The following is a 9,027-nucleotide window of genomic DNA, read 5'->3' as shown; positions in this document are numbered from 1 at the left end:
GTTCTTCTCCTTCGGCACGAACGACCTGACCCAGATGACCTACGGCTACTCGCGCGACGACGCCGAGCGCGGCTTCCTGCTCAAGTACGTCGAAGAGGGCATCCTGCCCGACAACCCGTTCCAGACGCTCGACCGCGAGGGCGTAGGTCAGTTGATCAAGATGGCCGTGCAGAAGGGCCGCGCCACACGACTGGCGCTCGAAGTCGGCATCTGCGGCGAGCACGGCGGCGACCCACGCTCGGTGGCCTTCTGCTACGAGGCCGGCCTGAACTACGTGAGCTGTTCGCCGTTCCGCGTGCCGGTCGCGCGGTTGGCCGCAGCGCATGCGGCGCTGGGTGTGGCGGTGAGATAGAAACCAGCAATTGAGAAACCAGGTTTCTTGAAGAAACCTGGTTTCTTTGTTTCTCTGGGTTACGGCTTGAACCGGAGAGGAAAGTGCTCTGGGTGCTCCAAAGCGTCAAGCTCGATATCAACGTCAAGTGCTTCCCAGTGGAATTGCGTCGGTGAAATGCGTTTGACAGCAAGCAATTGCTCTACGGTCGCTTGCTTGAGCGCCGGGTAGTCCGCGAACGGCACGAAGTACTCGTGGTCATCCACCCACAGCCAAAAGCCATGCGCAGTGATCGTGGTGACCTCACTGGTTAAAGTGTTTGTCCCACTCTGCTCGGAAGTCGTCTGCATGTTCTCGTATGATCTCCTCAGCCTCGGCGAGCTCCTTCGAAATTCATGTTGTAATAGTGTGCTAGCGCGATGAGTGGCTCGAGCCAGAACTTCGCAGTGCCATCTGCAGTTGAAACATGAACGTGTCGCCGCGTCTCTTCGCGACTGTTGAAGAAGAAGCGATACCCTTTCACGCGAAGGATCGTCGGCACGCATGGAATTATACGCATCGCGTCACCTAAGCGCCCCACCTCTTGTTGACAAATAGATGCTTTGTGTTAAACCTCCGGCACAAGTAAAGCATCTACCACGAAGGAAGGGGGAAGCCGATGTCTGCACAACAACCTAAGAGAGCGTCTCTTAAAAAGTCAGGTAAGCTGGGCGGATGTCTTTCGTCAACCCAACCTACCCGACCGACCTGAAGTGTAACGAATGGGAGCTCATCGCACCACTCCTGCCTGTGAAGCAACCCAAAGGGCATCGGAAGTGGTCGTGATGCGCAATCTTGAACGGCATCCTCTATGTGGCGCGCACAGGCTGTGCGTGGCGGATGCTGCTGAAGACGTTTCCGCCGTGGCAGACCGTGTATGGGTATTTCTGGCGCTGGACGCACAGCGGACTGTGCGCCCAGATCAACGCCGTGTCGGTTCAGCGAGGCTCCCGAGCCGCCGAGTGCGGCCATCATCGACAGTCAGAGCGTCAAAACCTCCGAGGGTGGAGAACACCGCGGGATCGATGTGCATCAACACACGCCGGGACGCAAGCGCCACCTGATCGGCGACCCCCTGGCTTGGTGCTGATGGTGGTGGTGCACAGTGCCAGCCTTCAAGATGGGGCAGGCGGCAAGCGCCTGCTCCAAAAACTGTTCGATCAGATCAAGTGCGTGTCTTACAATTGCCATTGTCGGCTCAAGACCATCTGGGCGGATGGCGCGTATCAAGAGATCGCGGACTGGGTCAAACTCTTTCTCGGTTGGACGCTTGACCTCGTTCGTCGTCCGGCCGGTGGCGAAGGCTGGCGGGTGTTGCCCAAACGCTGGATCATTGAACGCACCTTCAGATGGTTGGGGCGTTACCGCCGTTTGTCTCGTGACTTTGAACACACCGTTGCTTCCAGCGAAGCCTTCGTTTACATCGCCAGCATCCGTCGTATGCTCAAACTTGCCGTTTGACCCTTTAAGAGCTTGTTTGCGAAATCTAAAATAGCAGCATGCCGACCAAGCGCAAGCCCTACCCGACGGATTTGACCGACCAACAGTGGGCGGTGCTCAAGCCGCATCTGCCGCCACCGAATACACGAGGCGCGCCACGCACGGTGAACCTTCGCGAGATCATGAATGCGTTGTTGTATCTGGCACGGAGTGGCTGTCCGTGGCGCATGCTGCCACATGACCTGCCGCCGTGGCAGACGGTCTATGACTACTTCAGTCGATGGCGCGATGATGGCACGTGGGAGCGTATCAACCGTGAGATGCGCATTGAGGTGCGCGAATTGGACGGTCGAGAAGGCGAGCCGAGCGCGGCGATCATCGACAGCCAAACGGTGAAGACGACCGAGATGGGCGGCGAGCGGGGCTACGACGCGGGCAAGAAGATCAACGGGCGCAAGCGCCACACGCTGGTGGACACGCAAGGGCTGGTGTTGGCAGTCCTGGTGCTGTCGGCGGCCATTCAAGATCGCGATGGCGCCAAACTGCTGCTGGAGAAAGTCAAGCCACATTGCCCACGCTTGGAGAAGATCTGGGCGGACGGCAGCTATGCAGGCGCATTGATTGAGTGGGTAAAACGGATGTGCGGCTGGATACTCCAGATCGTCAAGCGTCCAGACCACGCCCGTGGCTTCGTGCTGCTGGCACGGCGGTGGGTGGTTGAGCGCACATTCGGTTGGCTGAATCGCTCGCGCCGATTGAGCAAGGACTACGAACGCCTGACCGCGTCCAGCGAAGCGTTTGTCTATCTGGCAATGATTCACGTGATGACCAAACGTCTGGCTAGGCAGCAGACCTGCTTCGGCTAGCCTGTGCCTGGCCGTACTGCGTCTGGTGAACGAAGGAAGGTGATCCACTCCTTTAAGTGATCGAAACATGACCGACTCAGTCCGCCTTTCAGCCAGCGGATCGCTCTCATAATCGCTGGCAAAACCTATCTATGGAAATTTCGCAAACAAGCTCTAAGAGACGCTCTCTAAGACGATCACTTGCCCATCTCTTATGGCAACGTCAACCCCTACGACGCAGATCAGTGCATGAAGTGTGGCTTAGCCCTTGGTTCCATTCGCGAGATCATCGAGAAGATTAAGGTGCGCAGCCGGCTGATGTGACTGAATCCTCCGTCATCTGAACCTCCTACGGCTGCAACGCCCAGAGAACCGAAGCACTACAGTATGGGCGCGTGCCAAGCATGCTCCAATTATGCCTGCTTTGGAACCACACTACATGGAACTAGCGTTAGTTCATCCTGCTTCAACACACGTTCTCCACGAAACTGCGTAATTTGATAGAAACAGTTTCTAGTTCGCTCATCCTCGTAAAACGCAATCTCGATTCTCTCCGGCTGATTTAGGATATCTACTCCCTTTCTAATCAAGTCTAGAATGTCGTAGAGTTTAGTTAGCAACTCTCCAGCGTGAGGCACAAGGAAATCCACATAGCCCTCTAGGCTAAGCTGTTGTTTGACTTTATACCAAAAAGGATCCACCGGGAGTTTTGCGAGCAGCTTCAATTCTCCCACGTTTGCGCCTTGGGGCTTCGGAACAACGTTGACTTGAATAAAAAAATAGGGGCCAAATGGCTGGCCAAGATCATTGGTAAGCTGGACTCCGTATTGATATGATCCTGGCTGACTAGGTGCTTCGATTATCTGTTTGTCTACAAACTCCAACGTCTCGCCTGGCTTTACATCCCGCCACAACTTCCCTGTGCCCCAACGTGCGCTCCACTCGCCTTTGCCGAGGTAACCAAACTTGCCTTTCAACCACGTTGTTGTTCCAGCATTTCGCACTATGATATATGGGCGGATTTTGTCGCCTGGATAAACAGTGAAGTATTCGCTTTGAGTCGCAAGCTCTGCCCAATCTAGCAACTGATTCTTCGGGACGGACTGGATGATAGACACATCCATTCTTACTGCTACCGATCCCATATCAAAGTATGTGGAGTCGTTGAATAGTTCGAGATTGGCTATCTCGATAGTAGCAGTATACAAAAGTCCACCGGCGATCGTTGATCGGCTCTGTCCTGGGGACATTTCACTAGCAGCAAAATAAATTTTGCTTATCTCTTGCCGTGATAGGATGTTTGAGAGATCAGCCAGACCACTTACCCAGATCTCAATGCTCGGCGCGATTGATCTATTGGCTCCAACAATATATGCTTGACCTTCCCAGCCATAGAAGTATACGTAGCCGATTGGCTCATTTGACTTGTTCTTCACAATAGCTGTGACCCCAGTGCAGCAGAACGGTCCGATGTATCCATTGTTATTTCTCACACCTTCATCAGGTAAGCGAAAGGATGCTTTCTCTCCAAGGCTCAGGGTAACTCGCGAGCTTTGTTCATGCGAAGAGAGATCACCACTTCCAGATAAGTCAAAGCGAGCGGTCTTCATTGATTGGTCGACGAGTGGATCATGCGTTTGCGGGATATTGGCAAAACGCGTATATGCAGCCACAATCCTCTGAGGCAGAGCATCAAAAAAGTACACAATCAGTTGTGCTGGCCTGTCGCCCTTCACGTGATTCACGTGAAATGAGACTTTGATTCCAGCTGTTCCATCTTCGGTTGTGAAAGTCTCGCGACCCACCAGTGTGTAATCTGGGTTTCCCACGAGATGTCCTATGTTTCGGGAAACAACTTCACCTAACGATCCGCCGCCGGGATTAAGTCTTTGGAAGGATATGTTGATCTGCGTGTTGTCGATGCCATCCACCGCAAAATATATGAATGTCGGGCTGCGTGCTAGAACTTGCCACCCAGCCGGTGGGATAAATGAGAATCCCCAATCCTTTTCAAAGTGACGCTTCGAAGCCATACCGATCGCCGATGCTACAATTGCCACGGTTGCGACGGGAGTTGGTGTTGTAACCAATGTCAATTGAGTTGGCGTTGCACTAACAGTTCTTGATGACGAGACAGCACTTGTGGCTTGGTTGTTGCTGCTCAACTGCGCAATCTGGGTACTCTGAGCAGAGATCGTTGCCTCAAGATTGGTGGTTGGTAATGGTGCGTTGGGTGGCGTTTCTGTGGGCGCTACGTCGTGGCCACCACAAGCTGATACGGCCAGCGCGATACAAATCGCAAGAGCTAAATTAATGGGCTTGAACATTTCTTCTCCTGGATGCAACTGATCGGCTGATGGTTAACTGTCGTGCGTAGCTTTACGCTCAACACCGTTGAGAAGTTCTCTTGCATCGAAATTATCTTCTCAGCGGCGAAATAGGCAAATGGTAGAAGATGGCTTTGAACTCGGTCGTGACGGCTTCGCGGTGTTTCTCCGGCACATGCGACAGGAGGTTGTCGAGTTTGTGCCGCATACAGCACTGACGCCGGCTGTCGGGAAAGTTGAGAGTAATCGCACCGAGCATGGCTTGATGCCCGTCCGTGATACAGAGATCCACCTACTTGACACCATGCGCCTTGATGTCGTCGAGCAGGTTCTCCCAAACTCCCTGATTCTCGCGTTCGCCGATGGTGAAGGCGATCACTTCGCGCTGGCCCGCGGCGGTGACGCCGATGAGCGCCAAGATCGGCGTTTTGTTGCTCTCATCGGCATAAATCACGTTGAAATATGTGCCATCCACGAATACATAGGCAGACCGTTCCGCCAGAGTGCGGCTCTGCCACTGGGCATACTCCGCCTCCAACCCGTGATGCACCCGCGACATGACGGATGGGCTAACGGGAGAGCCCGTCATGTCAGCGTTGTCATAACTTGACCCGCCGCTGCGGTGCTCAGGTCCTTAACGAACATCTCGCCAATCGCCATGTCCAGCTCATGCTGTCGCCGTTGATATGCTCGAACACCTGCGTCCGAAAGCCGCCCTGCGTGCGTGGCACCCTCAAGCCATCAATCTTGCCCACCGTCGTGACTAGATCGCGTTTGGTAGTAGCCGTTCCGGTAATCCCGTCGAGTCGGGCAGGCCTCGCCGTAGGGCGCCTTACGAACGCCTCTGCTTCCTCGTTCATGATGACTGTCAACATCAACCGCACAGCCAGACGGATTCTTTCACTGACCAGTTCTTGGAATTCCGCCTGACTGACTTGATGGATGGGTTCTTGCTCATTAATCTTGATTTCGGGAGTCATGGTGATCTCACTTGCTTTCGATTGGTCTTGATTGGCAAGTGCGATTATCTGACTCCCGTTACACAACTCTCAGCATACGACCCCGCCCAGCGTATCGGCGTGAATGTCGCTATCCTTGACAAAGACGAGTTCAACCCCGCAATGCAGGTGACCTCGTTCGGCGTGACCGGCTCACGGAAAGATGCTGAGACGCTAGCCGACTTCGCCAATGCGGTGGACGTGATCACGCTCGAGAGCGAATTCGTGCCCGCAGAGGTGATCGCCTCTATCGAGCATCCTGTCCGGTGCGTGCTGGTCCTCGCACACTCTCGCTCAATTGCAGGACAAATTCACTCAGAAGCAAACGCTGAACCGGGCTGGCCTGCCGACGGCGGAGTACACCGCAGTTGCAACTGTCGCCGATGTGAAGGCGTTCGGCGCGCAGCACGGCTATCCGCTTGTGTTGAAGACGCGCACGTTCGGATACGACGGTTACGGCAACGCGCAGATCAACCGCGAGAGCGACATTCAGGCGGCGTTCGACAAGCTCGCAGCGACGGGACGCATCGGTTCGCTATTGTGGGGCAGCAAAGGGCGCATGCTCAACAACCGTCGCTCGATCCCGATGGAGACTTTGATGACACAGCCCACCATGCTGGAGTTAGAGTCGCTGAACGACGACGAGAAGGCGCTCGTCATGCTGTTCCTACTGACCATGATCCGCGAGTATTGCCGGGTCAATCGCCATGAGTCGAAGCTCCAGCACGTGACCTTGATCGAGGAAGCGCATCGCGTGATGGCCTGTGTGCCTCATGCGTCCGACCGCGAAACATCCGCAGACACGCGGGCGCAGGCGGTTGAAATGTTCAGTGCGTCGCTGTCTGAGGTGAGGGCGTTCGGTGAAGGATTGATCATCGCTGAGCAAATTCCAGGTCGCCTGGCTGAAGATGCGCTGAAAAACACAAGCATCAAAATTGTTCACCGTTTACCAGGACAGGATGATCGTCAAGCTGTCGGTGCAACGATGAACTTGAGTCATGAGCAAGAATCCTTCTTGACCAAGCTCTCACCTGGACAGGCTGCCTTGTTCATCGAGGGATACGAGCGTCCGGCGTTCATCTCCGTGCCCGACTACCGCGGCCAGCACAAGCTGCCGGAGCGCGTTTCCGACGAAGCGGTCATCGCGCACATGGCTTCCTTCAAACAGACCTACGCGCGCTTGGAACTGCCTTTCGACGGTTGTCGCTTCTGCCTGCGGCAATGCCGATATCGCGATCGGGTCGGCCCTGTAGCTTACGAGATCGAGTCGGGCAAACGGTTTCGCGAGGCATGGCGCGAACTCTTGCTGCGGCGTCAAAAGGGTGAAGCGGCCGGCTGGACGATTTTGGCCAAAGCGTGCCAAGCGTCTGTAGAGCCAATCGGCCTAGGCGCTGACGCACATGCGGCATATTGCCTCTTCGTTCATCTCTGGACGCATGAGTTCACCGAGGCGATGGCCGACGGGTTCAGACAAGCGATCAGCGGAGGCTGAGATTTGGAACGCAATCGTGATCCCGGTGAAGAGGATGAAATCCTCGAAGTTCAAGAGTCTCTCGAAGACATCGAGTTGGCGCGCTGGCGGCCGAGTGAGGCAGACATTTTGGCCATTCAACATCTTAAGGAGGCAGCACCACCTAGCTCAGATTATCCAGTGCTGGGTGATGCAAACGAGATAGAGCGCCTGAGCCTCGCCTTTCAGGCATTGGAGTCAACCGAAGTTGGTCGTCCCATCGCTATAGCGATTCGAGAAAACGGGACAACGATTGCATTTGGAACAACGGAAGATGGTGCGATTGCGCAGTTCGATCCGGCTGCCAACGAGATTACAATTCACGACAGCCAGAAGGAGGCAAGTCCGGCTGTCCTGGCCGCCCACCTGGCGCACGAAGGGACGCACGTCCAGTGGGCGAAGCCGGACTCCATCGAGCAGGAATATGCTGCTTTCAAAGCTGAGGCTGAGGTTTGGAATGTGCTGAAGGGAGACGAAAGCGACGAGCAATGTGACTGGGTCAGCGCAATGATCGCCCAGGGCGAGGATCGAGCGAAGGATGAGATTCGCTCTCTCTACGACCTGCCGGAGTTTTGACCTCTCGGGGAGGAGAGTCCGAATGACTGCTTTACAAAGCTACAGCCGTTTCACCTCTACCAATCCAAATCTGGACTTTTCCTTTCTTTACCCCAGCGACTGGGCCGTGCGGGAAGTTCAGGGCAAAGAATATGACGAGGTGTTCATCCGCGGGCCACGTAACGAGGAGGATACCTACAATCTGTCCATCATCGTACGCGTCATTCCAGCGAACTCTAAACTCGACACCCTGGTCATGAACTACGTGGAACGAAACAAGCATTTCAGCAACTTCCGAGAGATCTCACGTGCCACCGGTTCTTTGGCCGACACCGAAGCCGCGGAGATTGAGGTCGGCTACACCATTCCATTGCCAATCAACTCGGTTAATGCAAAAGAAACCCTTGTCATCGAGCGAATCATCTTCCTCGAGCATGGTGATCGTCTATATGAGATCGCTTACAAAGGGGTCGCGAGGGACTACCACCGTTACCTGGAAGCATTCCGTAATGTAGCTCGAACGTTCGAGTTTTCAGAGCCAGACGAACAGCAGGCTTATCGGTCAATGGTGATCTCGACGCCATCCTATGCTGTACGTGAACGACCTGCTGACTACAATTCGGGTGAGCACAAAAGCTAAAACGAGAACGCGCCGCCCCCGATTGCTGAGAAATCGGAGGCGGCGTAGTGGATGCGTGATTACTACTGCCGAATGGCGATCGGGATATGGGTTCGCTTGGCGATCACCAGCACGTTGAAGCTGGCGTTCGCCGGCATGGCAGCTAAATCCTGGTTGAAGATAGCCCACTTGTTCGTGCCAGCGCCGGCATACCAAACTCCGGTGTTGTGATTGTTGTAGGTGCCGCCCACACCGCCTGGGTTCCAGTTATCCGTGATAAACACGAACGCAGGCGGCACGCCGTTCGTGAGGGGGTGATTCAGGGCAGTCCAATTGCCGGTTGTGTTGGCAGACGTGGCTGTG

10 protein-coding genes and 2 pseudogenes are annotated in these 9,027 nt (G+C 55.0%); 6 read left to right on the top strand and 6 right to left on the bottom strand.

All coding sequences use genetic code 11. The features are described from left to right. Window positions 1-352, top strand: a 352-nt coding sequence (locus tag NZ823_10680) for a pyruvate, phosphate dikinase (protein ID MCS6805589.1), incomplete at its 5' end; no start/stop codon positions are given. 59 nt (window positions 353-411) lie between these two features. On the opposite strand, the gene NZ823_10675 is transcribed toward NZ823_10680, so the two are convergent. Beyond that, window positions 412-681 (bottom strand): DUF2442 domain-containing protein, encoded by a 270-nt coding sequence (locus tag NZ823_10675; protein MCS6805588.1) that lies wholly within the window; start codon window positions 679-681, stop codon window positions 412-414. Beyond that, window positions 635-890 (bottom strand): annotated as a pseudogene (locus NZ823_10670) (DUF4160 domain-containing protein). Before NZ823_10670 ends, NZ823_10675 begins: the two are co-directional and overlap by 47 nt. Before the next feature lie 275 nt (window positions 891-1,165). Between NZ823_10670 and NZ823_10665 the strand changes: the two are divergent. Continuing rightward, window positions 1,166-1,831: an IS5 family transposase gene (locus NZ823_10665; GenBank protein MCS6805587.1), complete on the top strand. Its 666-nt coding sequence runs from the start codon at window positions 1,166-1,168 to the stop codon at window positions 1,829-1,831. A 38-nt stretch (window positions 1,832-1,869) separates the two neighbouring features. After that, complete coding sequence (locus NZ823_10660; protein ID MCS6805586.1) at window positions 1,870-2,676, top strand: IS5 family transposase; 807 nt, start codon at window positions 1,870-1,872, stop codon at window positions 2,674-2,676. Between the two features lie 392 nt (window positions 2,677-3,068). On the opposite strand, the gene NZ823_10655 is transcribed toward NZ823_10660, so the two are convergent. The 3 genes and pseudogenes from NZ823_10655 to NZ823_10645 form a co-directional block, all read right to left on the bottom strand. Continuing rightward, complete coding sequence (locus NZ823_10655) at window positions 3,069-4,982, bottom strand: hypothetical protein (protein MCS6805585.1); 1,914 nt, start codon at window positions 4,980-4,982, stop codon at window positions 3,069-3,071. Window positions 4,983-5,073: 91 nt separating this feature from the next. Next, window positions 5,074-5,571 (bottom strand): annotated as a pseudogene (locus NZ823_10650) (transposase). A gap of 37 nt (window positions 5,572-5,608) precedes the next feature. Then, the gene (locus NZ823_10645) at window positions 5,609-5,962 is read right to left on the bottom strand and encodes a hypothetical protein (protein ID MCS6805584.1); all 354 of its coding nucleotides are present in this window, start codon (window positions 5,960-5,962) and stop codon (window positions 5,609-5,611) included. Window positions 5,963-6,278: 316 nt separating this feature from the next. Between NZ823_10645 and NZ823_10640 the strand changes: the two genes are divergently transcribed. The 3 genes from NZ823_10640 to NZ823_10630 are packed head-to-tail and all read left to right on the top strand — an operon-like array spanning window position 6,279 to window position 8,685. Beyond that, window positions 6,279-7,472 carry an ATP-grasp domain-containing protein gene (locus NZ823_10640; GenBank protein MCS6805583.1) on the top strand — a complete coding sequence of 398 codons (1,194 nt, stop codon included), beginning with the start codon at window positions 6,279-6,281 and terminating at the stop codon, window positions 7,470-7,472. A 3-nt stretch (window positions 7,473-7,475) separates the two neighbouring features. Next, window positions 7,476-8,066, top strand: a complete 591-nt coding sequence (locus NZ823_10635) for a hypothetical protein (protein MCS6805582.1) — start codon at window positions 7,476-7,478, stop codon at window positions 8,064-8,066. A gap of 22 nt (window positions 8,067-8,088) precedes the next feature. Then, on the top strand, window positions 8,089-8,685 hold the full coding sequence (locus tag NZ823_10630; protein MCS6805581.1) for a hypothetical protein: 597 nt from the start codon (window positions 8,089-8,091) through the stop codon (window positions 8,683-8,685). A gap of 62 nt (window positions 8,686-8,747) precedes the next feature. Here NZ823_10630 and NZ823_10625 read toward each other — a convergent pair. Continuing rightward, window positions 8,748-9,027: hypothetical protein (locus NZ823_10625; GenBank protein MCS6805580.1), on the bottom strand; the 280-nt coding region annotated here is incomplete at its 5' end.

This window comes from Blastocatellia bacterium, from assembly GCA_025054955.1.
Taxonomy (GTDB): Bacteria; Acidobacteriota; Blastocatellia; order HR10; family J050; genus JANWZE01.
Note: the sequence above shows the minus strand (reverse complement) of the source record. Positions and strands in the feature narration are given on the sequence as shown.

What these genes read in the sequence shown, in the direction of transcription:
- NZ823_10675 (MCS6805588.1), bottom strand. Translation starts at nt 681, where the DNA reads ATGCAGACGACTTCCGAGCAGAGTGGGACAAACACTTTAACCAGTGAG.
- NZ823_10660 (MCS6805586.1), top strand. Translation starts at nt 1,870, where the DNA reads ATGCCGACCAAGCGCAAGCCCTACCCGACGGATTTGACCGACCAACAG.
- NZ823_10645 (MCS6805584.1), bottom strand. Translation starts at nt 5,962, where the DNA reads ATGACTCCCGAAATCAAGATTAATGAGCAAGAACCCATCCATCAAGTC.
- NZ823_10630 (MCS6805581.1), top strand. Translation starts at nt 8,089, where the DNA reads ATGACTGCTTTACAAAGCTACAGCCGTTTCACCTCTACCAATCCAAAT.
- NZ823_10655 (MCS6805585.1), bottom strand. Translation starts at nt 4,982, where the DNA reads ATGTTCAAGCCCATTAATTTAGCTCTTGCGATTTGTATCGCGCTGGCC.